The organism is Pseudomonas sp. 2995-3 (assembly GCF_002742565.1).
GTDB lineage: Bacteria > Pseudomonadota > Gammaproteobacteria > Pseudomonadales > Pseudomonadaceae > Aquipseudomonas > Aquipseudomonas edaphica.
On record NZ_LJSB01000204.1, the window covers coordinates 136,177 to 159,992 of the forward strand.

Consider the following 23,816-nt stretch of genomic DNA (forward strand, 5'->3'; position numbering starts at 1 on the left):
ACTTTCCTCACCCACGATTCCGGGTAGAATGCGCGTTCGCATGCGGCCGTGAGGGCTGCTCGGGCCACTCACGGTGCGCCCTCCATCCCTATGTGTGGAAGAACCTGCCGATATGTTTGCGCCTTTGTTAAAGAAACTTTTTGGAAGCAAGAATGAGCGCGAAGTCAAACGCATGCTCAAGACGGTGCAGCTGGTCAATGCCTTCGAAGAGCAGATGGTTGCCCTGTCGGACGAGCAATTGCGCGCCAAGACCCAAGAGTTCAAGGCCCGCATAGCCAAAGGTGAAACCCTCGACAAGCTGTTGCCTGAAGCCTTTGCGGTCGCCCGTGAAGCCGGTAAGCGTGTCATGGGCATGCGCCACTTCGACGTGCAGTTGATCGGCGGCATGACCTTGCATGAAGGCATGATTGCCGAGATGCGTACCGGTGAAGGCAAGACCCTGGTGGCAACCCTGGGCGTTTACCTCAACGCACTGTCCGGCAAGGGCGTGCACGTTGTGACGGTGAACGACTACCTGGCCCGCCGGGACGCCAACTGGATGCGCCCGCTGTATGAATACCTCGGCCTGACCGTCGGCGTAGTCACGCCGTTCCAGCCGCCGGAAGAAAAGCGCGCCGCCTATGCGTGTGACATTACCTACGGCACCAACAACGAATTCGGTTTCGATTACCTGCGCGACAACATGGCGTTCAGCATGGAAGAAAAATTCCAGCGCGAACTCAACTTTGCCGTGATCGACGAAGTCGACTCCATCCTCATCGACGAAGCGCGTACCCCGCTGATCATCTCCGGCCAGGCCGAAGACAGTTCGCGCCTGTACACCGAGATCAACAAGTTGATCCCGCGCCTGGTGCAGCACGTTGAGGAAGTGGAAGGCGTGGTGACCAAAGAAGGTCACTTCACCATCGACGAGAAGACCCGCCAGGTTGAACTCAACGAAGCCGGTCACCAGTTTGTCGAAGAGATGCTGACCCAGATCGGCGAGCTGGCCGAGGGCGAAAGCCTCTACTCGGCGCACAACCTGGGCCTGTTGACCCACGTGTACGCCGGCCTGCGCGCCCACAAGCTGTTCCATCGCAACGTCGAATACATTGTCCAGGACGGCCAGGTCGTACTGGTTGACGAACACACCGGCCGTACCATGCCGGGTCGCCGTCTGTCCGAAGGCCTGCACCAGGCCATCGAAGCCAAGGAAATGCTCAACATCCAGGCCGAAAGCCAGACGTTGGCGTCGACTACCTTCCAGAACTACTTCCGTCTGTACAACAAACTGTCCGGCATGACCGGTACAGCTGACACCGAAGCGTTCGAATTCCATCAGATCTACAACCTGGCTGTGATGGTGATTCCACCGAACAAGCCGCTGGCGCGTAAAGACTTCAACGACCTGGTGTTCCTGACGGCCGAAGAGAAATACGCGGCAATCATCAACGACATCAAGGACGGCATGGCGCAGGGGCGTCCGATCCTGGTGGGTACTGCCACCATCGAGACTTCCGAGCACGTGTCCAACCTGCTCAACAAGGAAGGCATCGAGCACAAGGTTCTCAACGCCAAGTTCCACGAAAAAGAAGCCGAGATCATTGCCCAGGCCGGTCGCCCAGGCGCGCTGACCATCGCTACCAACATGGCCGGTCGTGGTACCGACATCCTGTTGGGCGGCAACTGGGAAGTGGAAGTTGCGGCACTGGAAAACCCAAGCCCTGAGCAAATCGCCCAGATCAAGGCCGACTGGCAGAAACGCCACCAGGCTGTGCTGGAATCCGGTGGTTTGCAGGTAATCGCCTCCGAGCGTCATGAATCGCGCCGTATCGACAATCAGCTGCGTGGTCGTGCCGGCCGTCAGGGTGACGCCGGTTCCAGCCGCTTCTACCTGTCGCTGGAAGACAGCCTGATGCGTATCTTCGCCTCGGATCGGGTGAAGAACTTCATGAAAGCCCTGGGCATGCAGTCCGGTGAAGCGATCGAGCACCGCATGGTGACCAACGCCATCGAGAAGGCCCAACGCAAGGTAGAAGGCCGTAACTTCGACATTCGTAAGCAACTGCTCGAGTTCGATGACGTTAACAACGAACAGCGTAAAGTGATTTATCACATGCGTAACACGTTGCTGGCCGCCGACAACATTGGCGAGACGATTGCCGATTTCCGTCAGGACGTGCTCAACGCTACCGTCAGCGCACACATCCCGCCACAGTCCCTGCCTGAGCAGTGGGATGTTGCCGGCCTGGAAGCCGCGTTGAAGAGCGACTTCGGTGTGGACTTGCCGGTTCAGCAGTGGCTGGACGAAGACGACCACCTGTACGAAGAAACCCTGCGCGAGAAGCTGATGACCGAGCTTTTGGCCGCGTACAACGAGAAAGAAGAGCAGGCGAGTGCCGAAGCACTGCGCACCTTCGAGAAACAAATCGTACTGCGCGTGCTGGACGACCTGTGGAAAGACCACCTGTCGACCATGGACCACCTGCGTCACGGTATCCACCTGCGTGGCTACGCCCAGAAGAACCCGAAGCAGGAGTACAAGCGCGAGTCGTTCACGCTGTTCTCCGAGCTGCTGGATTCGATCAAGCGCGATTCGATCCGTGTGCTCTCCCACGTTCAGGTGCGTCGCGAAGACCCGATCGAGGAAGAAGCCCGCCTGCGTCAGGAAGCCGAGGCACTCGCTGCGCGCATGCAGTTCCAGCATGACGAAGCACCGGGGCTGGAAGCGCCGGAAGCCTTGGGCGAAGAGGTCGATGTGGCCTTGGCTCAAGCCCCGGTCCGCAATGACCAGAAGCTGGGCCGCAACGAGCTGTGCTGGTGCGGTTCGGGCAAGAAGTTCAAACACTGCCACGGCGAAATCAACTAAGATTTTTGCCTGACGCTGCAACACCCTGCGCCGCGACCGGCCTTTGCCGTCGCGGCGTTTTGCCATTAATTTCACCGTTGATCGCGACGGTACAGACATCACCTATTCTTTAAGGAGCGCATTCATGGCTGTTGGTCTTGGTCCTTTGCCCACTTTGCACCCGGTCGCCGGTTTTGAACTCGGTATCGCTTCGGCCGGCATCAAGCGCCCGGGGCGCAAAGATGTAGTGGTGATGCGCTGTGCCGAAGGCTCGACGGTTGTGGGCGTGTTCACGCTCAACGCGTTTTGCGCCGCACCGGTCATCCTGGCCAAGCAACGCGTGGCAGGTTCGATCCGTTACCTGCTGACCAACACCGGCAATGCCAACGCCGGTACCGGCGAGCCAGGCCTGGTTGCCGCTGCGCGCACCTGCGCCAAGCTGGCCCAGTTGACCGGCGTGGATGCCAGCCAAGTGCTGCCGTACTCCACCGGCGTGATCGGTGAGCCGCTGCCGGTGGAAAAAATCGAAGGCGCGCTGCAAGCCGCACTGGATGACCTGTCTGTGGATAACTGGGCGGCTGCGGCCACCGGCATCATGACCACCGACACCCTGCCCAAAGGCGCTAGCCGCCAGTTTGTACACGATGGCGTGACCGTTACCGTGACCGGCATCAGCAAGGGCGCGGGCATGATCCGCCCGAACATGGCCACCATGCTCGGCTACATTGCCACCGACGCCAAAGTCTCCCGCGACGTGCTGCAGCGCCTGATGCTCGACGGCGCCAACAAGTCGTTCAACCGCATCACCATCGATGGCGACACCTCGACCAACGACTGCTGCATGCTGATCGCCACCGGCCAGGCCAACCTGCCGGAAATCACCTCCACCGAGGGCGCGCTGTTCGCCGCATTGAAGCAGGCGGTGTTCGAAGTGTGCATGGACGTGGCCCAGGCCATCGTGCGTGACGGTGAGGGCGCAACCAAGTTCGTCACTGTTGAAGTGAACGGCGGCGCTAACCACCAGGAATGCCTGGATGTCGGTTACACCGTGGCCCACTCGCCCCTGATCAAGACTGCACTGTTTGCTTCCGACCCGAACTGGGGCCGCATCCTCGCTGCCGTCGGCCGTGCCGGTGTGCCGGACCTGGACGTCAGCAAGATCGACGTATTCCTTGGTGACGTGTGCATTGCCAGCCGTGGCGCTCGCGCTGAAACCTACACCGAAGCCCAGGGCTCGGCGGTGATGCAGCAAGAAGAAATCACTATCCGCATCGAGTTGGGTCGCGGCGAGTGCAGCGAAACCATCTGGACCACCGACCTGTCCCACGAGTACGTGAAGATCAACGCGGAATACCGCACCTGACAGCCAAGAGGAAAGCGTGGTGAAACGAGTGCATGTAGCAGCAGCGGTGATCCGTGGCGTCGACGGCAGGATCCTGCTGGCACGCCGTGCCGATACCCAGCACCAAGGCGGCCTCTGGGAGTTTCCCGGCGGCAAGGTGGAGGCTGATGAGTCGGTCGCAAGCGCTTTGTCCCGCGAGTTGCAGGAAGAACTGGGCATCCAGGTCACCACGGCGCGCCCGCTGATCAAGGTGCAGCATGACTACCCGGACAAGCAGGTGTTGCTGGATGTCTGGGAAGTCTCGGCCTTTACCGGCGAGCCCCATGGTGCCGAAGGGCAGCCGTTGGAATGGGTGACGCCGCGGGACTTGCTCAACTATGAGTTCCCGGCGGCGAATGCACCGATTGTTGCGGCTGCCCGTTTGCCCGCTGAATACTTGATCACACCAGGCGAACTGGAAGCCCCCACCTTGTTGCGAGGTGTCCAGAAAGCCATTGCCGGTGGCATCAAGCTGGTTCAACTGCGCGCGCCCAACGGTTACGACCCTAAATACCGTGACTTGGCGGTGGACGCGGTGGGCCTGTGTGCCGGCAAGGCGCAACTGATGCTTAAAGGGCCGTTCGAATGGCTGGGGGATTTCCCTGCCGCCGGCTGGCACATGACCTCGGCGCAGTTGCGTAAATACGCGAGCAAAGGCCGCCCGCTGCCGAAGGATCGCTGGTTGGCGGCTTCTTGCCACAACGCCGAAGAGCTGGCACTGGCAGAGATGATGGACGTGGATTTTGTCACGCTGTCGCCGGTGCAGCGGACCCAGACTCATCCCGATGCCCAGCCTTTGGGTTGGGAGCAGGCGGTAGAGTTGATCCGTGGGTTCAGTAAACCGGTGTTTCTGCTGGGCGGGCTTGGGCCGGCTGAGCGGGAACAGGCTTGGGAAGCCGGGGCTCAGGGTGTGGCAGGCATTCGCGCGTTCTGGCCTGAGGCATGATGATCGTTCCCACGCTCTGCGTGGGAATGCCTCTTGTGACGCTCCGCGTCACGCTTTGGGACGCGGAGCGTCCAGGGCTGCATTCCCACGCAGAGCGTGGGAACGATCTTAGTGAGGCTTGGCCGCCGCCTGCCACAACACTTCCACTACACCCTGACGCTTGGCAATCACCCGCGCCGCCACAAACAGCACATCCGACAACCGATTGATATACGCAAGCCCCACGCCTTCCAACGGCTCAATCGCATTCAACTGCTGACACCGCCGCTCCGCACTGCGCGCCAGGCTGCGGCACACATGGGCCTGGGCAATCAGCGCTGAACCGCCGGGCAAGATGAAGTTTTCCAGCGGCCCGACTTCCTCATTCCAACGGTCAATCGCCGCTTCCAGCCGGTCGACTTCTGCGGCATTCAACGCTTTGTACACGGGCATCGCCAACTCACCGCCCAAGTCGAACAAGCGGTGCTGGCACGGCGTAAGCACCTCGATCACCTCCTTGAGTTGCGGGTGCTGGCCGCTCTGTTCTTCAAGGTTGGCCAGCAGCAAACCCAACTGGCTGTTCAGCGTATCCACCTCGCCAATGGCTTCCACGCGAGGGTGGTCCTTGGGCACGCGACGGCCATCACCCAGGCCCGTCTCGCCCTTGTCGCCGGTGCGGGTGTAGATCTTCGACAGGCGAAAGCCCATGGTCATTGCTCCAGTTGAGTCAGTTCATAGGGTGGCATCTGGCTGCCGGCCAACGGCAGGCGCAGGGTAAAACAGGTGCCTTGGCCGAGGGTGGAATGCACTTCCATCTGGCCTTTATGGTTGTTGGTGATGATGAAGTACGACACCGACAGCCCAAGCCCGGTGCCTTGGCCGATTTCCTTGGTGGTGAAGAACGGCTCGAACGTGCGTTTGCGCACGTTTTCGCTCATGCCGATGCCATTGTCTTCCACCTGGATCTCCGCCCACGGCGGGTTGAGGCGGGTGCGCAAGATGATGCGCCCCGGCTCGCTGTCGTCTTCACGCAGGTGAATGGCTTGCGCAGCGTTTTTCAGCAGATTGAGCAGCACCTGTTCCAGCTCGTTGGCGGTACCGGGCACCGGGCCCAGTTGCGGGTCGAACTGGCGGATGATCGCCTGGCCCTTGAAGTCGAAGCCGATGGTCAGGTCGAAGTCGTTACCGGCAATTTCCACGGCCTGGTCGATCAGTGCCGGTAAGTCGCACGGCGCCATCTGGCGGTTACTGCGGCGGCTGAAGCTGAGCATATGGGTGACGATTTTCGCCGCCCGCGCGCCGGCTTGCTGGATGCCATCGAGCAATTGCGGGACTTCGCGGCTTTGCAGGTAGTGGTTGACCGTCTCCAGCTCGATACCCGCCTGTTCGGCGTGTTCCAGGTTCTTCGGCAGGTCGGGGGACAGGCGCCGGCGGATGTTCTGCACGTTATGCAGGATCGCCCCCAGCGGGTTGTTGATTTCATGGGCCATGCCCGCAGCCAGGCCGCCCACGGAGAGCATTTTTTCCGACTGCACCATCATTTCTTCCAGGGACAAACGCTGGGTGATGTCGTCGATACGGATCACTACGCCGCGCCCGGCACCGCCCATCAACGGGTAGAAGGTCAGGGCATAATGCTTGGGTTCGTCATCCTTGATCCAGGTGACACGCTCAATGCGCTCCACCGTGTGCTGCTCCACCGTGGCTTTTATCTGCGGCAGGTACGGTTTGAGCGGCTGGAAGGCGAGGAAGATCGGCTGGTTCAGCGCTTCATCCAGGCGCGTGCCGGAAAGCGCCGTGGCTTCCTGGTTCCATTGGGTGACGTAAAGCTGTTCATCCAGGGCGATCAGCGCCGACGGCATCGAGTCGATGATGCTGTTGAGGTAGTTCTGGAAGCCGGTGAGCTTTTTCTCGATCTTGCTGCGCACCTGCACTTCGAGTTCGAGCTTGCGGTTGGTGTGGCGTGTTTCTTCGGCCAGGCCCTGGGCTTGGTCGTAGGCGGCCTGAGAGTCGTCTCGCGCACGTTTGAGCTGCTGCTCGCGGGCTTCGATGCGCGACAACATGGTGTTGAAGGCTTCGGCCAGGCTGCCGATTTCATCATGGTTGCCGCGCCCGGCGCGCAGGGCGTAGTTCTCTTCGCGCGTCACCTGGCGTGAGAGCTCTTCCAGCTCATGGATCGGGCGGGTGATCAGGCGTTTGATCTGGCGGGCGATGATCAGCCACAGCAATACGCTGAAAATCAGGATGCCGAGGCTGGCGGTCAATGTGCCGGTATAGAACGCCATAGGCAGCTCACTGCTGGCCACCAACAGCAAATGCCCGGACGGCTGGCCGGCGCGGGGCAGGGTGATGACCTGGTTGCTGCGAAACTCAGTGAGGCGCCAGGCTTCGATATGCCGGTAGTTTTCCGGCAGGTGCAGGCGGTTGCCGTGCTGCATCTGCGCGAGCAAGGTGCCGTCGCCGTCGTACAGCGCGGCGGCGCGTAATGGCGAATAGCTGGTCAGCTCATTGAGCAGGGCGTCGGCCTTGGCCGGGGATTCAAGGGCTTCGGCGGCCAGCGACGGGTTGGACACCAATCGACCGATGGCCTGCAACGCCTGGGGCGCCATGCTTTCCTGGGAGATCCAATAGGCGGCACTGATAAACGTCAGGTTGGCCACCAGTAATACCGTGGTCAACAGCACCAGCAGGGCGGCCAGCAGTTTCTGCCCTACCGGTAGATTTTCTAGACGCTGGCGCAGTGGCATCAGGTTTTTTCCAGGTGATAGACAGGTAGGCAGGGTAGCGCGTGCCTCAGTCGCTGGCCAATCCGCGTGTGTGCAAGTAGTCGACCAGGCGCGCCCGCAACTGTTGCAGATGCGGCAGCACCAATTGATGGCGCTCTGCCGCCTGGCACGCATAACCGAGCAGGTAGCTGATTTCGGTGCGACGGCTGGAGGCTACGTCCTGATACATGGACGAATAATTGGCCGCGGTGGCTTGGATCACCCGTTGCACTTCGCTGTGCAGGTCCTGGGCGGCGGCGGGTTGGCCGCAGCATTCGAGCAACTCGCTGAGTTCGGCGCACAAGGTCGCGACTTCGCATTGGTGGGCTTGCAGGCCGCCGTTGCGGCACTGGTAAAGCACGGTCAATGGGTTAATGGCGCAATTGAGCGCCAGCTTGCGCCATAAACGCGTCAGGATGTCGGTGCTCCACTCATGGGGAATGCTGGCGGCGTGCAGGTCGTCCAGCCACAGCGCGGGAGTGGGGTGCCGCGCGTCTCCCAGCCAGGTGTAGCCGTGGCCGGCGAAGACCACGCGCCAATCGCCGTCGCGAAACGCGCCTTCGGTGCTGGAGGCAAAGATACAGCGGGCCTGGGGCAGTTGCGCGGCCACCGCATCCTGGCTGCCAAGGCCGTTTTGCAGCAGGATCAGCTCAGCGTCGGGTGCCAATCGGTGTTGCAGCTGTGCGATGGCTCTTTGGGCGTCGTAGGCTTTGCACGCCACCAGCAGGCGATGAATCGGCTCGGGGCTGTCGGGTGTTTCGCCGATCACCGGGTAAGTATTTTCTATGCCGTGTTCCACCAGGGTCAGGCCGCTCGCCTTCTCATAGCTGGTCAGGCGTGCTGCATCGCGCACTATCAGCCGCACGGGCAGGCCCGCGCGCGACAATCGCGTGGCCCAGAGGGTACCCAGGCTGCCGGCGCCGAGAATATGCCAGGTGGTCGACATCAGTTTGTGCTCCGTAGGGTCGCCTGCGATGAATGGTGCGAAAGAACCGCTATAATGCCTCGGCATTTTAGCTTGGGCGCGCTCCATCTCTACTGAGCCCGCCCCTTATATTGGAGAAATGACATGCCTTCGTTCGACGTGGTATCCGAACTGGACAAACACGAAGTCACCAACGCCGTCGAAAACGCCGTCAAGGAGCTGGACCGTCGCTACGACTTGAAGGGCAAGGGCAGCTTCGAGTTCAAGGAAAAGGAATTGACCGTCAACCTGACCGCTGAAGCCGATTTCCAGCTGGAAGCGATGATCGAGATCCTCAAGCTGTCGTTGGTCAAGCGCAAGATCGACGCACAGTGCCTTGAAATCAAGGACGCCTACGCCTCCGGCAAGCTGATGAAGCAGGAAGCCGTGCTGAAGGAAGGCATCGACAAGGAGCTGGCGAAGAAGATCGTCGCTCACGTCAAAGATGCCAAGCTAAAGGTCCAGGCCGCCATCCAGGGCGAGCAGGTACGTATCACCGGCAAGAAGCGTGACGACCTGCAGGAAGCCATTGCTGCCCTGCGCGCCAAGACCTTCGACATGCCGCTGCAGTTCAATAACTTCCGCGACTGATGGCACATTGGGGAACCTGTGAGCGTTTTTGACGTCCCACGCCCCAGAAACAGTGCCTACACTTGAGCCCTTCGGGGCTCATTTGCGTTTTAAGGCAGTCAATTAAGCCGCACATCCGCGCAACAGGAGAAGATAGATGGATTTAAACGTTGAAATGGATCACCTGATCAAGACCTCTGAGTCTTGGCTCCCGATGATTATGGAATACGGCAGCCGGTTTTTGCTGGCCGTGGTCACCCTGGCCATCGGTTGGTGGCTGATTAACGTGTTGACCCACCGCGTGGGGCGTTTGCTGGCGCTGCGTAATGCCGACCTGGCGCTGCAACATTTCATCACTAACCTTGCCAACATCGCGCTCAAAGTCATGCTGGTGGTCAACGTGGCCTCGATGATCGGCGTGGCCACGACCTCGTTCGTGGCCGCGATTGGTGCCGCTACTCTGGCCATCGGCCTGGCATTGCAAGGCAGCCTGGCGAACTTCGCCGGTGGCGTACTGATCCTGTTGTTCCGTCCGTTTCGCATTGGTGACTGGATCGAAGCACAAGGCACTTCCGGTACCGTCGACAGCATCCAGATCTTCCACACTGTGTTGCGCACCGGCGACAACAAAACCGTGATCATCCCTAACGGTAGCCTGTCCAACGGCCTCATCACCAACACCAACCGTCAGCCGACCCGCAAGGTGGTGTTTGATGTGGGGGTCGACTACGAAGCCGATTTGCAGAAAGCCCGTGAAGTGCTGTTGGAGCTGGCCAAAGACCCACGCGTGCTGGCTGACCCTGCGCCTGTGGCAGTGGTGTCGACCTTGGGAGACAGTTCGATCACTGTCTCCCTGCGTTGCTGGACCAATACCCCGGATTATTGGGATGTGGTGTTTATGCTCAATGAACTGGCGCGTGATCGTTTGAAAGGGGCGGGTATTGATATTCCGTTTCCACAGCGAGTTATTCGCGTGATGCAAGAACCGCTTGCCAAATAACTAAGCGCGGGTTGTCGAACTTGGCCGATAGGTCAAGTTTGATGCGTAAGGCCAATGTAGTTACTTAGCTTGCTAGTTATTTTTCTTGTGTAATAAAACTGAAATAAAAAAGCCGCTCCCTTGCAAAGCAGGGGAGCGGCTTTTTAGTTAAGGCTTACGCCTTAAGTCATCATTGTAATTAAACAGCTAATTACAAGATGTTCAGCGGGTATTGCGCGATCAGACGCAGTTCGTCGATCGACGCCGAACCGTAGTACACGCCATCAGACGAACGATAGGTCGCTTGACGAACGCGAAGGCTCAGGTCTTTTGCCGGGCCGCTCTGAACCACGTACTTGGCTTCGATGTCGCGTTCCCACTCTTTGCCGTTCGAAGTGGTGCCAGTGTTGGCGCCGCTACCGCTGACATAACGAGTCATGAAGCTCAGGCCTGGCACGCCGAAAGTGGCCATGTTCAGGTCGTAGCGAGCTTGCCAGGATTTTTCGTCTTCAGCGTTGAAGTCGGAACGGGCGATGGAGTTGGCCAGGAAAATCGTGCCGCCGCCGTCTACGCCGTAGCCGTAGTCACCGTCACCGCTGACTTTCTGGTAGGCCAGGGTGAACGTGTGAGCCTGGATGGTGTACGCGCCTTGCAAGCTGTACGCACGGTTATCCAGTTTGGTGGTGTTGTCTTTTTCTGCGCGCTGCAGGCCGGCGCCATCGCTTTTGGTGCTGTAGATGTTGAAGTCAACGGCCAGGGACTGATCGTTGCTCAGCGCGTGAGTCCAGTTCAGGTTGGCGTAGGTCTTCTTCCAGTAGTCTTCGGTCTTCGCGTAGTAGAGGCTGGCGCTGACTTCCGGCGTCAGGGCGTAGACACCACCGATAAAGTCGGTTTTAGTCAGACCCAGGCTGTCACGGTATGTCTGTGCTTGTGCCACGCTCGAGGTGAAGTGACCGCCTTCGAGTTTCAGGCCCTTGATCTCGTTGCTGGTGATCGAGATACCTTGCGGCAGCTCTGGCAGCAAGCGGCTGTCGTCGGACGCGAACACAGGCGCGGTGGTGTACTGGTCGCCGACTTTAAGCACGGTGTCGGAGATGCGGAACTTAACGGCGCCGCCGCCTTTGGAGTAGTCGTCTTGCGAGCGACCGTCGGCACCGGTAGGGAACAGGCCAGTGCCCGAGCGACCCTTGCCGCTGTCCAGTTTCACGCCCAGCAGGCCGATCACGTCAACACCGACACCGATGGTGCCTTGGGTGTAGCCAGACTGGAACAGACCGTTGAAGCCCAGGCCGGTTTCATTGGTGTAGCTCTTGCCGGAATCGTTATTACGGAAGTCCCGACGGAAGTTCAGCAAACGGGTATTGATGCTGAAAGTGCTGTCTTCAACAAAGCCCTTGGAATCGTCCTGGGCGGACGCCATTGCGAACTGCGAGGTGCCTGCTGATACAGCCAGGGCGATCATGCTCCACTTCATCACGCGCATCGTGATTTGCTCCTTTGGTTTTAGGAAGAGTACTGCCGTCCCACCTGTATTTTTATCTGGGCGGCTCTTTCTTTTTTGTGTCGGCGCAAAGTTATATCACGCAGACCCTATTGACGATACTTACTCATCTATCCTTTCAGCTTCTTTACGAGGCTGTCGTAAATTGCTATTTCCCTGTCGCAAATTCACAGCCCGAGTGTGACCAGGCTGACAACTAAAATGCAGTATTCATACCCCTTGCGAAGTTTGAACTCATCCTTGAAATGCACCTGAACGCTACTGTTTCTTATCGCGTAACACCTGTATCCATACGGGTGCCGTTGCCGACGATACGGGTGTGAATGCAACAAGCGTGCACAAAGCGGTAACCGAATGTCATTTTTTCGTGAAAAACGTTACGGCCGTGTAAAAACCGCATAAGCACGGGCTTTTTACGTCGTTTGGTTTGGGCTTGACGCCCCGCTGAAACACCTGTTGGGAGGTACAAAAATCCTGTGCCAGGGCAAAGCGTTACCGGTTCACCCCTTGAGTGGGTAATTGGCGGATCCCTTTGAGGCACGGGTGGGTCATTTTGGTGCATCCCGCTGAGGCCCGATTTAGCGTAGCTCAAATATTTGCCTGCCTCGAAAGGGTGCGTGCTTTTTTGCCCTGTTGCCTGAACGCTCCCGCATTCGCCGTGAAGCCTCGGGCATTCGAAGGTATGCTGGGCACCTGAAATTGACCTGCCGAACGGAGTGCCGCGTGTTCGCCTTAGACCAACGCCTGCAACAAGACACACTGGCCATTGGGGACTTCCCGCTCTGCCGCCTGCTGCTGTCCAACGACGCCAATTACCCCTGGTTCATCCTGGTGCCGCGCATCAACGGTATCAGCGAAGTGTTTCAACTGGATGTCGCAGATCAACAGATACTGTGGCAAGAAACGACAGTCTTGGCGCAACAGCTCAACACGGGCTTTGCCGCCGACAAAATGAACATCGGCGCGCTGGGGAATGTCGTCAGTCAGTTGCACGTGCATGTGATTGTGCGCAAACGTGACGATGCGGCCTGGCCGGCACCGGTCTGGGGCAAGCACCCGGCCCGGCCTTATACCGAAGAGCAAGTGGCGGCGATTCGCAGCCAATTGCGCGGGCTATTGCCTGCCGACTTCATCTTTAGCCAGGACTGAATCATGGACCTGCAAGACCGCGTTACCGATCTGGAAAGCCGCCTGGCCTTCCAGGACGACACCATCGAGACCCTCAATGACATCCTGGTCACTCAGCAGCGTGCGGTTGAACGCCTGCAAATGCAGATGACGGCGCTGCTCAAGCGCCAGGAGGAAATGGGCGGGCAGTTCGAGACCTCCGAAGAAGAAGCGCCGCCGCCACATTATTAATCGGCCCTTCGTTAAACAGCCGCGCATAAAAAACCGCGATCCAGCTCAGCCGGATCGCGGTTTTTTTATGCGCTGCGGGTAGGAATCAGCGACGCGGCAAGGCCGCAATCACGTCTTCGGCTTGCAGGCCTTTGTCGCGGTTCATGACGGAGAACTCCACGCGCTGGCCTTCGACCAGGACGCGATGGCCTTCGCCACGGATGGCCCGGAAGTGGACGAAGATATCGTCGCCCGAATCGCGGGAAATAAAGCCGAAGCCTTTGGAGGTGTTGAACCACTTGACGGTCCCGGTATCCCGGTTGGTCATGTCGTAGTTTTGCGACGCCGCGGCAGGCGACGAACGGTAGAAGCTGATGGCCAGGTGAAGAACGATGGCGACCACAGCAATCACCAGGCTGAGCAGGATGGCCGGGTGGCCGCCCACTTCAGGCATAGGTGCCAGGAGGGTGAGGGTTTGCACGACAACGGTCAGTACCAACAGCGCGCTGACCAGGTTTTGCAGTTGATGACGCGTGCCTTTGTTCCAGTAAGGGATTACCGGTGCGAGCGTCAGGTTAAGAAGGCCGAACAAGGCCAGGTACAGGGCGTCGTGTTGTTCCAGGTACGGCAGGCTTTCAGGCTGCAGACTCGGAATAAAGGACAGCAGCAACGCTGCAACGCCCGTCAGGAGGTGGACGATTTTCAACATTTTGATTAACTCACGTTAAGACGGATCACAAGGAAGAGCTGACTGGCACGGTTCGCTTCTGAACAATGGGAGGCGTTGAGCACGTGCGCGGGTATCAGCCTATGTGGCGTACCGCAGAAATGAACGGTAACCACACGCCGCCTATTTAACAGCAAAGGCTGTGCCTACTCAAATCAAGCATTTCGGGGCGTTGCAAGGGCAAAGGCATTTCTGCGTCAAACCCTTGTCCTAGACAGTGGCAGGGTTTGCGAGCGGTAATTTTAAAGTTTTCCGACTCGTTACAAAGGTTGGCCCGTCGCTCATAGGCACCGCCGTGGAGAGGGGCGATATGTCGCACGCTGTCTGCCTGTGTCGGGCTGCACACCGCCGGCACTCTTGCTAGAGTGGTCCTGCACCTGATCAATGAATGTTCGTCAATTGAAGGGGAAAAACATGGCAATCGATATTGGTATCAGTGAAGAAGATCGTAAATCCATCGTCGATGGGCTTTCACGGCTGCTGTCCGATACCTATGTACTGTATTTGAAAACCCACAACTTCCACTGGAACGTCACGGGTCCCATGTTTCGTACGCTGCACTTGATGTTCGAGGAGCAGTACAACGAACTCGCGCTGGCGGTGGACTCCATTGCCGAGCGTATCCGCGCCCTGGGCTTCCCGGCGCCGGGTGCCTATTCGATCTATGCCCGGCTGTCTTCGATCAAGGAAGAAGAGGGCGTGCCCAGCGCCGAAGAGATGATCAAGCAACTGGTGGCCGGCCAGGAAGCCGTCACCCGCACCGCGCGCGGTATTTTCCCACTGCTCGACAAGGTGAGCGATGAGCCGACCGCCGACCTGTTGACCCAGCGCATGCAGGTTCACGAGAAAACCGCGTGGATGCTGCGTTCGTTGCTTGAAAACCAGTAAAGACACCCCCTGAGCGGCGCCTTCCCGGCGCCGCTCGCTTGTTTCTCCGCATTTCCTGCCGTTGTCCTACAACTTTCCAATCCGCGTCTTCTGGCTGCCCCTCTCGCCCTGCTGTTTTATAGGCCCACTGCCCAATGGGAGAAACCCATGGGCTGCTGTTTGGCAATGGAGTGTCAGGTGTATGTCACGCGGAGTGGGTAATGGAGTGATGGAAACCGCCGGTTTTCACAAGATAAAGGTCGACCCCTTTGCCAAAGGGTTCGACATGGGACTGGCCAAGCCATTGTCCCGGTCGGTCAGGCTCAATGGGTTTTCCACCTGCCTGCGTCTTGAGCAGATCTACTGGAATATCCTCACGGAGATAGCCAGGATCAATGCCTGTTCAGTCAGCGCGTTGCTGTCGTATGTCGATCGGGAAGTGCATTTGCGTTACGGGGGAGTGAAGAACTTCAGCGGGTTGGTACGGGTGGTGTGCGTGGTCCACGTATTAAAAGATCGTGCCAGCGCCACGGGCCAGGATTAAACCGCCGGTTGCGAAGCAGGCCCACCGTCAAGGCGGGCCAGGCTTCGGGCAGAAAGCCGGCTGCGCTGTGTCGATTTACCAGATATAATCCCGCGCTTTGCTGCGCGCCCCTGGCTTATCCACAGGGTGGGCGTGGCGCAGTTACGATCTGATCGCCGAGACATCTCCATGCCCATGTACGATTATCAATGTGCTTCCTGTGGTCATCAGTTGGAAGCCATTCAGAAGATCAGCGCTGCGCCGCTGGTCGATTGCCCTGCCTGCCAGGCACCTGAGCTGAAGAAGATGTTGTCCATGCCGGGCTTCCGCCTGAGCGGCGGCGGCTGGTATGAGACCGACTTCAAGACCGGCGCCAAGAAGAATCTGGCGGGCGGCGACAAAGCAGACTGAGTTGAACTCTACGCGCAGGCTCCTGCATTATCCGTCCCCTGCTTAACTGTACGGTGACAAGGCGAGCCTCCACCGAATTTCGAATTACGAGAAGTGAAACCACTACCATGATGCGCAGCCACTATTGCGGCCAACTGAACGAGACCCTGGATGGTCAGGAAATCACCCTTTGCGGATGGGTTCACCGTCGCCGCGACCACGGCGGGGGGATCTTCCTCGATATCCGTGATCGTGATGGTCTGGCCCAAGTGGTGTTCGACCCGGACCGCGCCGAGAGCTTCGCCGCCGCCGACCGCGTGCGCAGCGAATACGTCGTTAAAATCACCGGCAAGGTGCGTCTACGCCCGGCCGGTGCTGTAAACGCCAACATGGCCTCCGGCGCCATCGAAGTGCTGGGCTATGAGCTGGAAGTGCTGAACGAGTCGGAACCCCCGCCGTTCCCACTCAACGAATACTCCGACGTGGGCGAAGAAACCCGCCTGCGCTACCGTTTCCTGGACCTGCGTCGTCCGGAAATGGCCGAGAAGCTGCGCCTGCGTTCGCGCATGACCACCAGCATCCGCCGCTTCCTCGACGAAAACGGCTTCCTCGACGTCGAAACGCCGATCCTGACCCGGGCCACCCCGGAAGGTGCGCGTGACTACCTGGTGCCGAGCCGTACCCACGCCGGTTCCTTCTTCGCATTGCCGCAATCGCCGCAGCTGTTCAAGCAACTGCTGATGGTCGCCGGCTTTGACCGCTACTACCAGATCGCCAAGTGCTTCCGCGACGAAGACCTGCGCGCTGACCGTCAGCCGGAATTCACCCAGATCGACATCGAGACCAGCTTCCTCGATGAAAAAGAGATCATGGGCCTGACCGAGCAAATGATCCGCAACCTGTTCAAGGAAGTGCTGGACCTGGAATTCGGCGAATTCCCGCACATGACCTTCGAAGAAGCCATGCGCCGCTACGGTTCCGACAAGCCAGACCTGCGTAACCCGCTGGAACTGGTGGACGTGGCCGACCAGCTCAAGGAAGTCGACTTCAAGGTGTTCAGCGGCCCGGCCAACGACCCGAAATGCCGTATCGCCGCCTTGCGCGTGCCTGGCGGCGCGAGCATGCCGCGCAAGCAGATCGACGACTACACCAAGTTCGTCGGCATCTACGGTGCCAAAGGCCTGGCGTACATCAAGGTTAACGAGCGCGCCAATGGCGTTGACGGCCTGCAATCGCCGATCGTGAAAAACATCCCGCTGGACAACCTGAACGCGATCCTCGACCGCGTCGGTGCAGTCGATGGCGACATCGTGTTCTTCGGTGCCGACAAGGCCAAGATCGTCAGCGAAGCCTTGGGCGCGCTGCGCATCAAGCTCGGTCACGACCTGGACCTGCTGACCTGCAAGTGGGCGCCGATGTGGGTCGTCGACTTCCCGATGTTCGAAGAAAACGAAGACGGCAGCTTCAGCGCCTTGCACCACCCGTTCACCGCGCCGAAGTGCTCGCCTGAAGAGCTGGAAGCCAACCCGGCGGGCGCTCTGTCGCGCGCCTACGACATGGTGCTCAACGGCACCGAGCTGGGTGGCGGTTCGATCCGTATCCACCGCAAAGAGATGCAACAAGCGGTGTTCCGCCTGTTGGGCATCAACGAAGCGGAACAGGAAGAGAAGTTCGGCTTCCTGCTCGACGCCCTGAAGTACGGCGCACCGCCGCACGGTGGCTTGGCGTTTGGCCTGGACCGTCTGGTGATGCTGATGACCGGCGCCCAGTCGATCCGCGAAGTGATCGCCTTCCCGAAAACCCAGAGTGCTGCGGACGTCATGACCCAGGCTCCGGGCGTGGTCGATGCCAAGGCGCTGCGCGAACTGCACATCCGTCTGCGCGAGACGCCGAAGGCTGAGTAAGGCTGCGGCGTGAAAGCGCAATAAGGTTTTACGCAGTCAAAAAGGCGCATCTTCGGATGCGCCTTTGCGTTTAAAAGAGGGAATTCCTGCCTGGGGCGGGATTGATAAGGTTTCTAGAGAATTTCGGAGTTGTGTTATGGCTGGCCATTCCAAGTGGGCGAACATCAAGCACCGCAAAGAGCGTCAGGATGCCAAGAAAGGCAAGATCTTCACCAAGTGGATTCGCGAACTGACCGTCGCCGCCCGTCAAGGCGGTGGTGACCCAGGTTCCAACCCGCGTCTGCGCCTGGCGCTGGACAAGGCCTTGGGCGCGAACATGAGCCGCGACATCATTGATCGCGCGGTGGCCCGTGGTGCCGGCGCTGCCGATACCGACGACATGGTCGAGCTGAGCTACGAAGGCTACGGCCCAGGCGGCGTGGCGGTGATGGTTGAGTGCATGACCGACAACCGCAACCGCACCGCGGCTGCTGTGCGCCATGCCTTCAGCAAGTGCGGCGGCAACCTGGGTACTGATGGCTCGGTGGCTTACCTGTTCGAGCGCAAGGGGCAGATCACGTTCGCCCCCGGCACCGATGAAGACGCCCTGATGGAAGCGGCCATGGAGGCAGACGCCGACGATGTGGTGACCAACGAAGACGGCTCCATCGACGTATTCACCTCGTTTGCCGGCTTCTACGCCGTGCGTAACGCGCTGGAAGCGGCGGGTTTCAAAGGCACCGACGCAGAAATCGTGATGTTGCCGACCACCAGCGCCGAGCTGGACCTGGACGGCGCGCAGAAAGTGCTGAAGATGCTGGATATGCTCGAAGACCTGGATGATGTGCAGAACGTCTACTCGAATGCCGACATCCCGGAATCCGTAGCCGAACAACTCACCTGAGCACCATGAAAATCGCGTGTGGGAGCTGGCTTGCCTGCGATAGCATCACCTCGGTTTGACGGAAATACCGAAGTGTCTGCATCGCAGGCAAGCCAGCTCCCACATTTGATTGTTGTTGGCCGCAAGAATCATGTTTTTCCCAACCCGCAGGCGTTATGACTTTAATCCTTGGTATCGACCCCGGTTCGCGCATCACCGGTTTTGGCGTGGTGCAACACACCCCGCGTGGCTGCGTCTATGTCGCTTCGGGCTGCATCCGTACCGGCGCGGGCGAACTGGCCGAGCGTCTGCAGATTGTGTACCGCGGCGTGCGTGAAGTGATCCAGACCTACGGGCCGGTCACCATGGGCATCGAAAAGGTCTTCATGGCCAAAAACGCCGATTCTGCCTTAAAGCTCGGCCAGGCCCGTGGCGCTGCTATTGTGGCCGGTGCGGAGGAGGGCATGGAAATCGCCGAATACACCGCGACCCAGGTCAAACAGGCCGTGGTCGGCACCGGCGCGGCGAATAAAGAGCAGGTGCAGATGATGGTCATGCACATGCTCAAGCTCACCTCAAAGCCGCAAATCGACGCCTCCGACGCCCTGGCCATTGCCATTTGCCATGCACACACGCGTTCCAGCCTCTTGCCGCATGGCCTGGGCACCGCACGCAGTCGTGGCGGGCGGCTGCGTCTCTGATAGCATCAGCGCAATCGTTATTTCCGGTCAGGCCGTGCTCTGACCCCAAGCTTTAAGGATCTGAACCGTGATTGGACGCTTGCGCGGCACCCTGGCTGAGAAACAGCCGCCGCACCTGATTCTGGATGTAAATGGGTTGGGGTATGAGCTGGAAGTGCCCATGACCACCTTGTATCGCTTGCCGTCGATCGGTGAGCCGATAACATTGCACACGCATTTGGTGGTGCGCGAAGACGCGCAATTGCTCTATGGTTTCATTGGCAAGCGCGACCGCGACTTCTTCCGTGAGCTGATTCGCCTCAATGGCGTGGGACCAAAGCTGGCGCTGGCGTTGATGTCGAGCCTGGAAGTGGACGAGTTGGTACGCGCAGTTTCGGCCCAGGACACGTCAGCGTTAACCAAGGTGCCTGGTGTCGGCAAGAAAACCGCCGAGCGCCTGCTGGTCGAACTCAAGGACCGTTTCAAGGCCTGGGAAGTGGTGCCGAACATGTTCGCGCTGGTACCGAATCAGCCGGACATGCCGGCCGGCCAGGTCGCCAGTGCCGAAAGCGATGCCGTGAGCGCGCTGATCTCCCTGGGCTACAAGCCCCAGGAGGCGAGCAAAGCCGTATCGGCCATCAATGACAAGAACCTGAGCAGCGAAGACATGATCCGCCGAGCCCTGAAGGGAATGATTTAAGTGATTGAAGCTGATCGTCTGATCGCGGCCACCGGCCCGCGCGACCGTGAAGAAGTCCAGGACCGCGCCATCCGCCCCGTCAGCCTTGCCGACTATATCGGCCAGCCGACCGTGCGCGAGCAGATGGAGCTGTTTATCCAGGCTGCGCGTGGGCGCAACGAGTCCCTCGATCACACGTTGATCTTCGGCCCGCCAGGCCTGGGCAAGACCACCCTGGCGATGATCATCGCCCAGGAGATGGGCGTGTCGATCAAGTCCACCTCCGGCCCGGTGCTGGAGCGTCCGGGTGACCTGGCCGCGCTGTTGACCAACCTTGAACCGCACGACGTGCTGTTTATCGACGAGATTCACCGGCTGTCGCCGATCGTCGAGGAAGTGCTGTACCCGGCCATGGAAGACTTCCAGCTCGACATCATGATCGGTGAAGGCCCGGCGGCCCGCTCGATCAAGCTCGACCTGCCGCCGTTCACGCTGGTCGGCGCCACCACACGCGCCGGGATGCTGACCAATCCGCTGCGAGACCGTTTCGGCATTGTTCAACGTCTAGAGTTCTATAGCACTGCCGATCTTGCGACGATTGTCAGCCGTTCGGCGGGCATCCTGGGGTTGCCACTGGACCCGGAAGGCGCGTTCGAAATCGCCCGCCGCGCCCGTGGTACGCCGCGTATCGCCAATCGCTTGCTGCGTCGTGTGCGCGATTTTGCCGAAGTGCGGGCCAAGGGGCATATCACCAAGGCCGTGGCGGATTTGGCCTTGAACCTGCTGGATGTGGACGAGCACGGCTTCGACCACCAGGATCGACGTCTACTCTTGACCATGATCGAGAAGTTCGACGGCGGCCCGGTCGGTGTGGACAGCCTGGCCGCGGCGATCAGTGAGGAGCGCCATACCATTGAGGATGTGCTGGAGCCGTACCTGATCCAACAGGGTTACATCATGCGTACGCCAAGGGGCCGCGTGGTCACGCGCCACGCCTATTTGCACTTCGGGTTAAACATTCCGTCACGATTGGGCGAGATGCCTGTAGTAGACGAATTCCTCGATGCAGTGGACGATTAAAAACACCACGCCAGACGATTTATCTGAAGTTTGTGCTGTCCTAGTGGCTGGTGTCGTCATTCAGTCGTTATAAATGCTGAATAGAATGCAAAAACAGTTGCCCAGCCGGATTGGCAACCTGAGGAGTAAGCACTAGAGTATGCGCGCGCAAAACGGGGATCAGTCGTTCGCACATCGCTGTCGCGTTTATTACGAGGACACCGATGCCGGCGGCATCGTTTATTACGTTAACTACCTCAAGTTCATGGAGCGGGCTCGAACCGAGCGGCTACGGGAGCTGGGCTTTGCCCAATCCCAGCTGGCAGGGGAGGACCTGTTATTCGTCGTGCATTCCAGCGAGGCGCGCTACCACGCACCGGCGCGACTGGACGACGAATTGCTGGTCAGCGCTGAAGTTATCGAATTGAACCGTGTCAGCCTGCGCTTTAAACAGCAGGTCAGGCGGGCAACGGATGCAACGCTGCTCTGTGAGGGGCAGTTCCTGGTGGCTTGTGTGCGCACCAATAGTTTGAAACCCCGGGCCATTCCCGAAGCTCTACGTGCGGCCTTTGCCGACGTAAGCGGCGCGGGTAAACAATCAAAGCAGGAGATTTAGCGTGGAACCTACCGTCGTCGACCATTCCTCCATGTGGAGCCTGGTCAGCAATGCCAGTGTTGTGGTTCAACTGGTGATGCTGGTCCTGGTAGCCGCATCGGTTACCTCTTGGGTCATGATTTTTCAGCGCAGCAACCTGCTGCGTGCCGGTCGACGTGCCCTGGAGAGCTTCGAGGAGCGCTTCTGGTCGGGTATCGACCTGTCCAAGCTGTACCGTCAGGCCGGTAGCAACCCGGACCCGGATTCGGGCGTAGAGCAGATCTTCCGCGCCGGTTTCAAGGAATTCTCGCGCCTGCGCCAGCAACCGGGTGTTGACCCGGAAGCGGTCATGGAAGGCGTGGCCCGTGCCATGCGCGTTGCCATCTCCCGCGAAGAAGAAAAGCTTGAACAAAGCTTGCCGTTCCTCGCCACCGTCGGTTCCGTGAGCCCGTACATCGGCCTGTTCGGTACCGTGTGGGGCATCATGAACTCCTTCCGTGGCCTGGCCCAGGCGCAACAAGCGACCCTGGCCACCGTGGCCCCGGGTATCGCCGAGGCCTTGATCGCCACCGCGATCGGCCTGTTCGCCGCTATTCCCGCAGTAATTGCCTACAACCGTTTTGCCGCTCGTGGCGAAACCTTGATCAGCCGTTACTACACCTTCGCCGATGAATTCCAGGCGATCCTGCACCGTAAAGTGCACACCAGCGAAGAATAAGCAGGTAATTTCCAATGGCTTTAATCGCTCGAGCTCGCAAAAAGCGCAAGCCGGTCGCCGAGATGAACGTAGTGCCTTACATCGACGTGATGCTGGTGCTGCTGGTTATCTTCATGGTGACCGCGCCGATGCTCAATCAGGGCGTGAAGGTTGATCTGCCCAAGGTTTCCAGCGAAGCCTTGCCGCAAGACAACAACACCCAGGTCCTGACCATTTCGATCAAGGCTGACAAGACCTATTACTGGAACCTTGGCAGCGAAGTCGACACCCAGAAACAGCAGGACAAGGCCATGACCTTGCCGCAGATGACGGACGCCGTGACCAAGATCATCCGGTCCGGCAACGAAGGCGGCAAGCACACGCAAGTGTTCATTCGCGGCGACAAAGTGGTCGACTATGGTTCCGTCATGGGCGCCATGGGCGGGCTGCAGAAGGCCGGCGTGGGTAACGTTGGCTTGATTACCGAGGCGCCCTGATGCAGCAACAGCGAGAGCCGTCCGCCTCGGAAAGCTACTTCTGGCCTAGCGTCTGGGCAATTGCCCTGCACGTCCTGGTGTTTGGCATGCTGTTCGTCAGCTTTGCCATGACCCCGGACCTGCCGCCAGCCAAGCCGATCGTGCAGGCGACCCTGTATCAGCTGAAATCGAAAAGTCAGGCCACCACCCAGACCAATCAAAAGATTGCGGGTGAGGCCCAGAAGTCGGCTGCGCGCCAGACCGAAGTCGAGCAGATGGAACAGAAGAAGGTCGAGCAGGAAGCGGTGAAGGCTGCTGCGGAACAAAAGAAAGAAGAGGCGGCTCAAAAGGCCGAGGAATCGAAAAAGGCTGACGAAGCCAAGAAAGCTGACGAGGCCAAAAAGGCTGATGAAGCCAAAAAAGCCGATAAAGCTGCCGAAGCTAAAAAGGCTGAAGAGAAACAATTGGCTGATATAGCCAAGAAGAAGTCTGAAGAAGAAGCCAAAAAAGCTGCCGAAGAAGAGGCCAAGAAAAAGGCCGCTGAAGACGCCAAGAAGAAGATAGTCGAAGACGCGAAGAAGAAAGCCGCCGAAGACGCCAAGAAAAAAGCTGAAGCAGACGAGGCGAAGAAGAAAGTCGCCGACGACGCGAAGAAGAAAGCTGCCGCCGACGCCAGCAAGAAAAAGGCCCAGGAAGCAGCGCGTAAATCCGCCGAAGAGAAAAAGGCCCAGGCCTTGGCAGATTTGCTCTCCGACACGCCGCAGCGTCAGCAAGCCTTGGCCGATGAACGTGGCGATGAAGTCGCGGGCAGTTTCGACGACCTGATTCGGGCACGGGCAGCGGAAGGTTGGACACGTCCACCTTCGGCACGTAAAGGCATGACAGTAGTGCTGCAGATCGGCATGTTGCCGGACGGTACGGTGACTTCGGTCAGCGTGTCCAAGTCCAGTGGTGACGGTTCGTTCGACAGTTCGGCGGTTGCCGCGGTCAAGAACATTGGCCGGTTGACCGAGATGCAGGGAATGAAACCAAGCGACTTCGCTCCCTATCGTTCATTCAAGATGACATTCACACCTGAGGATCTAGCCTTGTGAGAAACCTTCTTCG

24 protein-coding genes are annotated in these 23,816 nt (G+C 59.2%); 19 read left to right on the forward strand and 5 right to left on the reverse strand.

Annotation, left to right across the window (positions count from 1 at the left end; all coding sequences use genetic code 11):
• Positions 1-112: 112 nt before the first annotated feature.
• The 3 genes from secA to AOA62_RS18550 all read left to right on the forward strand — a co-directional run bounded on the left by secA (position 113) and on the right by AOA62_RS18550 (position 5,154).
• Positions 113-2,848, forward strand: a complete 2,736-nt coding sequence (gene secA, locus AOA62_RS18540; RefSeq protein WP_017139796.1) for a preprotein translocase subunit SecA — start codon at positions 113-115, stop codon at positions 2,846-2,848.
• A 124-nt stretch (positions 2,849-2,972) separates the two neighbouring features.
• A complete protein-coding gene (gene argJ, locus AOA62_RS18545; protein ID WP_099549388.1) occupies positions 2,973-4,190 on the forward strand; it encodes a bifunctional glutamate N-acetyltransferase/amino-acid acetyltransferase ArgJ in 1,218 nt (405 codons plus the stop codon).
• A 19-nt stretch (positions 4,191-4,209) separates the two neighbouring features.
• Positions 4,210-5,154: a Nudix family hydrolase gene (locus AOA62_RS18550; protein ID WP_099549389.1), complete on the forward strand. Its 945-nt coding sequence runs from the start codon at positions 4,210-4,212 to the stop codon at positions 5,152-5,154.
• 108 nt (positions 5,155-5,262) lie between these two features.
• Here the strand turns inward: AOA62_RS18550 and AOA62_RS18560 are convergent, their stop codons facing one another.
• From AOA62_RS18560 to AOA62_RS18570, 3 genes are read right to left on the reverse strand one after another with little or no spacing between them, the layout of a single operon-like run.
• Positions 5,263-5,841 (reverse strand): cob(I)yrinic acid a,c-diamide adenosyltransferase, encoded by a 579-nt coding sequence (locus AOA62_RS18560; protein ID WP_017139799.1) that lies wholly within the window; start codon positions 5,839-5,841, stop codon positions 5,263-5,265.
• Positions 5,842-5,843: 2 nt separating this feature from the next.
• Entirely contained in the window at positions 5,844-7,880 is a 2,037-nt protein-coding gene (locus AOA62_RS18565; RefSeq protein ID WP_017139800.1) for an ATP-binding protein, read from the reverse strand.
• A gap of 46 nt (positions 7,881-7,926) precedes the next feature.
• A complete protein-coding gene (locus AOA62_RS18570) occupies positions 7,927-8,844 on the reverse strand; it encodes a putative 2-dehydropantoate 2-reductase (RefSeq protein ID WP_099549391.1) in 918 nt (305 codons plus the stop codon).
• A 123-nt stretch (positions 8,845-8,967) separates the two neighbouring features.
• Here AOA62_RS18570 and AOA62_RS18575 point away from each other — a divergent pair, with 123 nt between their 5' ends.
• Both AOA62_RS18575 and AOA62_RS18580 read left to right on the forward strand, forming a co-directional pair.
• Positions 8,968-9,453 (forward strand): YajQ family cyclic di-GMP-binding protein, encoded by a 486-nt coding sequence (locus tag AOA62_RS18575; protein WP_003209785.1) that lies wholly within the window; start codon positions 8,968-8,970, stop codon positions 9,451-9,453.
• A 136-nt stretch (positions 9,454-9,589) separates the two neighbouring features.
• Positions 9,590-10,432 carry a mechanosensitive ion channel family protein gene (locus tag AOA62_RS18580; RefSeq protein WP_099549392.1) on the forward strand — a complete coding sequence of 281 codons (843 nt, stop codon included), beginning with the start codon at positions 9,590-9,592 and terminating at the stop codon, positions 10,430-10,432.
• Between the two features lie 190 nt (positions 10,433-10,622).
• On the opposite strand, the gene AOA62_RS18585 is transcribed toward AOA62_RS18580, so the two are convergent.
• Positions 10,623-11,894: an OprD family porin gene (locus tag AOA62_RS18585; RefSeq protein ID WP_099549393.1), complete on the reverse strand. Its 1,272-nt coding sequence runs from the start codon at positions 11,892-11,894 to the stop codon at positions 10,623-10,625.
• Positions 11,895-12,635: 741 nt separating this feature from the next.
• On the opposite strand from AOA62_RS18585, the gene AOA62_RS18590 reads away from it, so the two are divergent.
• Positions 12,636-13,061 (forward strand): HIT domain-containing protein, encoded by a 426-nt coding sequence (locus AOA62_RS18590; RefSeq protein ID WP_017139804.1) that lies wholly within the window; start codon positions 12,636-12,638, stop codon positions 13,059-13,061.
• Positions 13,062-13,064: 3 nt separating this feature from the next.
• Positions 13,065-13,271: a SlyX family protein gene (locus AOA62_RS18595; RefSeq protein WP_017139805.1), complete on the forward strand. Its 207-nt coding sequence runs from the start codon at positions 13,065-13,067 to the stop codon at positions 13,269-13,271.
• An 85-nt stretch (positions 13,272-13,356) separates the two neighbouring features.
• Here the strand turns inward: AOA62_RS18595 and AOA62_RS32590 are convergent, their stop codons facing one another.
• Complete coding sequence (locus AOA62_RS32590) at positions 13,357-13,959, reverse strand: cold-shock protein (protein ID WP_003193875.1); 603 nt, start codon at positions 13,957-13,959, stop codon at positions 13,357-13,359.
• Between the two features lie 432 nt (positions 13,960-14,391).
• Here AOA62_RS32590 and AOA62_RS18605 point away from each other — a divergent pair, with 432 nt between their 5' ends.
• The 12 genes from AOA62_RS18605 to tolA all read left to right on the forward strand — a co-directional run bounded on the left by AOA62_RS18605 (position 14,392) and on the right by tolA (position 23,803).
• A complete protein-coding gene (locus AOA62_RS18605; protein ID WP_003193874.1) occupies positions 14,392-14,865 on the forward strand; it encodes a Dps family protein in 474 nt (157 codons plus the stop codon).
• A gap of 181 nt (positions 14,866-15,046) precedes the next feature.
• A complete protein-coding gene (locus tag AOA62_RS18610; protein WP_099549394.1) occupies positions 15,047-15,388 on the forward strand; it encodes a ribbon-helix-helix domain-containing protein in 342 nt (113 codons plus the stop codon).
• Between the two features lie 168 nt (positions 15,389-15,556).
• Positions 15,557-15,778, forward strand: a complete 222-nt coding sequence (locus AOA62_RS18615; protein ID WP_017139808.1) for an FmdB family zinc ribbon protein — start codon at positions 15,557-15,559, stop codon at positions 15,776-15,778.
• 107 nt (positions 15,779-15,885) lie between these two features.
• On the forward strand, positions 15,886-17,661 hold the full coding sequence (aspS, locus tag AOA62_RS18620; RefSeq protein ID WP_099549395.1) for an aspartate--tRNA ligase: 1,776 nt from the start codon (positions 15,886-15,888) through the stop codon (positions 17,659-17,661).
• Between the two features lie 136 nt (positions 17,662-17,797).
• Positions 17,798-18,544: a YebC/PmpR family DNA-binding transcriptional regulator gene (locus AOA62_RS18625; RefSeq protein WP_017139810.1), complete on the forward strand. Its 747-nt coding sequence runs from the start codon at positions 17,798-17,800 to the stop codon at positions 18,542-18,544.
• A gap of 155 nt (positions 18,545-18,699) precedes the next feature.
• Complete coding sequence (gene ruvC, locus AOA62_RS18630) at positions 18,700-19,224, forward strand: crossover junction endodeoxyribonuclease RuvC (RefSeq protein WP_024077147.1); 525 nt, start codon at positions 18,700-18,702, stop codon at positions 19,222-19,224.
• A gap of 67 nt (positions 19,225-19,291) precedes the next feature.
• On the forward strand, positions 19,292-19,903 hold the full coding sequence (gene ruvA / locus AOA62_RS18635; protein WP_017139813.1) for a Holliday junction branch migration protein RuvA: 612 nt from the start codon (positions 19,292-19,294) through the stop codon (positions 19,901-19,903).
• A complete protein-coding gene (gene ruvB, locus AOA62_RS18640) occupies positions 19,904-20,962 on the forward strand; it encodes a Holliday junction branch migration DNA helicase RuvB (protein ID WP_017139814.1) in 1,059 nt (352 codons plus the stop codon).
• A 139-nt stretch (positions 20,963-21,101) separates the two neighbouring features.
• Positions 21,102-21,557, forward strand: coding sequence for a tol-pal system-associated acyl-CoA thioesterase (gene ybgC, locus AOA62_RS18645; RefSeq protein WP_015885610.1), 456 nt, complete (start codon positions 21,102-21,104; stop codon positions 21,555-21,557).
• 1 nt (position 21,558) lies between these two features.
• Complete coding sequence (gene tolQ, locus AOA62_RS18650) at positions 21,559-22,254, forward strand: protein TolQ (RefSeq protein ID WP_003209819.1); 696 nt, start codon at positions 21,559-21,561, stop codon at positions 22,252-22,254.
• 23 nt (positions 22,255-22,277) lie between these two features.
• Positions 22,278-22,730, forward strand: coding sequence for a protein TolR (gene tolR / locus AOA62_RS18655; protein ID WP_161630238.1), 453 nt, complete (start codon positions 22,278-22,280; stop codon positions 22,728-22,730).
• Positions 22,730-23,803 carry a cell envelope integrity protein TolA gene (gene tolA, locus AOA62_RS18660; protein WP_017139816.1) on the forward strand — a complete coding sequence of 358 codons (1,074 nt, stop codon included), beginning with the start codon at positions 22,730-22,732 and terminating at the stop codon, positions 23,801-23,803. The genes tolR and tolA overlap by 1 nt, the downstream gene beginning before the upstream one ends.
• Positions 23,804-23,816: the final 13 nt, after the last annotated feature.

Excerpts from the sequence above, each read along its gene's own strand:
- AOA62_RS18595 (WP_017139805.1), top strand. The coding sequence starts at position 13,065 with ATGGACCTGCAAGACCGCGTTACCGATCTGGAAAGCCGCCTGGCCTTC.
- AOA62_RS18610 (WP_099549394.1), top strand. The coding sequence starts at position 15,047 with ATGTCACGCGGAGTGGGTAATGGAGTGATGGAAACCGCCGGTTTTCAC.
- aspS (WP_099549395.1), top strand. The coding sequence starts at position 15,886 with ATGATGCGCAGCCACTATTGCGGCCAACTGAACGAGACCCTGGATGGT.
- AOA62_RS18570 (WP_099549391.1), bottom strand. The coding sequence starts at position 8,844 with ATGTCGACCACCTGGCATATTCTCGGCGCCGGCAGCCTGGGTACCCTC.
- AOA62_RS18580 (WP_099549392.1), top strand. The coding sequence starts at position 9,590 with ATGGATTTAAACGTTGAAATGGATCACCTGATCAAGACCTCTGAGTCT.
- ruvC (WP_024077147.1), top strand. The coding sequence starts at position 18,700 with ATGACTTTAATCCTTGGTATCGACCCCGGTTCGCGCATCACCGGTTTT.
- tolA (WP_017139816.1), top strand. The coding sequence starts at position 22,730 with ATGCAGCAACAGCGAGAGCCGTCCGCCTCGGAAAGCTACTTCTGGCCT.
- argJ (WP_099549388.1), top strand. The coding sequence starts at position 2,973 with ATGGCTGTTGGTCTTGGTCCTTTGCCCACTTTGCACCCGGTCGCCGGT.
- AOA62_RS18605 (WP_003193874.1), top strand. The coding sequence starts at position 14,392 with ATGGCAATCGATATTGGTATCAGTGAAGAAGATCGTAAATCCATCGTC.
- AOA62_RS18565 (WP_017139800.1), bottom strand. The coding sequence starts at position 7,880 with ATGCCACTGCGCCAGCGTCTAGAAAATCTACCGGTAGGGCAGAAACTG.
- AOA62_RS18585 (WP_099549393.1), bottom strand. The coding sequence starts at position 11,894 with ATGCGCGTGATGAAGTGGAGCATGATCGCCCTGGCTGTATCAGCAGGC.
- ybgC (WP_015885610.1), top strand. The coding sequence starts at position 21,102 with ATGCGCGCGCAAAACGGGGATCAGTCGTTCGCACATCGCTGTCGCGTT.
- AOA62_RS18560 (WP_017139799.1), bottom strand. The coding sequence starts at position 5,841 with ATGGGCTTTCGCCTGTCGAAGATCTACACCCGCACCGGCGACAAGGGC.
- secA (WP_017139796.1), top strand. The coding sequence starts at position 113 with ATGTTTGCGCCTTTGTTAAAGAAACTTTTTGGAAGCAAGAATGAGCGC.
- AOA62_RS32590 (WP_003193875.1), bottom strand. The coding sequence starts at position 13,959 with ATGTTGAAAATCGTCCACCTCCTGACGGGCGTTGCAGCGTTGCTGCTG.
- AOA62_RS18615 (WP_017139808.1), top strand. The coding sequence starts at position 15,557 with ATGCCCATGTACGATTATCAATGTGCTTCCTGTGGTCATCAGTTGGAA.
- AOA62_RS18575 (WP_003209785.1), top strand. The coding sequence starts at position 8,968 with ATGCCTTCGTTCGACGTGGTATCCGAACTGGACAAACACGAAGTCACC.
- AOA62_RS18625 (WP_017139810.1), top strand. The coding sequence starts at position 17,798 with ATGGCTGGCCATTCCAAGTGGGCGAACATCAAGCACCGCAAAGAGCGT.